The organism is Candidatus Clostridium eludens, from assembly GCF_045310515.1.
GTDB lineage: Bacteria > Bacillota > Clostridia > Clostridiales > Clostridiaceae > Clostridium_B > Clostridium_B eludens.
In genome coordinates this window covers 1-422 of the sequence record NZ_JBJHZX010000171.1, presented here as the reverse complement: position 1 = coordinate 422, position 422 = coordinate 1, and the positions used below count along the sequence as shown (strand labels likewise).

Genomic DNA, 422 nt, shown 5'->3' with positions numbered 1-422 from the left:
AAATTATGTTGAAGCCTTAAGTATAAGAAGAGAATTAGCTAAAAAAAATCCAGAAACCTACATGCCAGATGTGGCAATGGCATTAAACAACCTTGCAAAGTTACAACATATCAGAAATGACTATGAAGGAGCGGAGAAAAATTATGTTGAAGCCTTAAGTATAAGAAGAGAATTAGCTAAAAAAAATCCAGAAACCTACATGTCAGATGTGGCAATGACATTAAACAACCTTGCAATTTTACAACAGAGCAGAGATGACTATGAAGGAGCGGAGAAAAATTATGTTGAAGCCTTAAGTATAAGAAGAAAATTAGCTAAAAAAAATCCAGAAACCTACATATCAGATGTGGCAATGACATTAAACAACCTTGCAATTTTACAACAGAGCAGAGATGACTATGAAGCAGCGGAGAAAAATTATG

Annotated in this window: 1 protein-coding gene; it reads left to right on the top strand. The window is 33.9% G+C overall.

The window, feature by feature from the left end; all coding sequences use genetic code 11:
• Nucleotides 1–422: tetratricopeptide repeat protein (locus tag ACJDU8_RS25700; RefSeq protein WP_406795025.1), on the top strand; the 422-nt coding region annotated here is incomplete at both ends.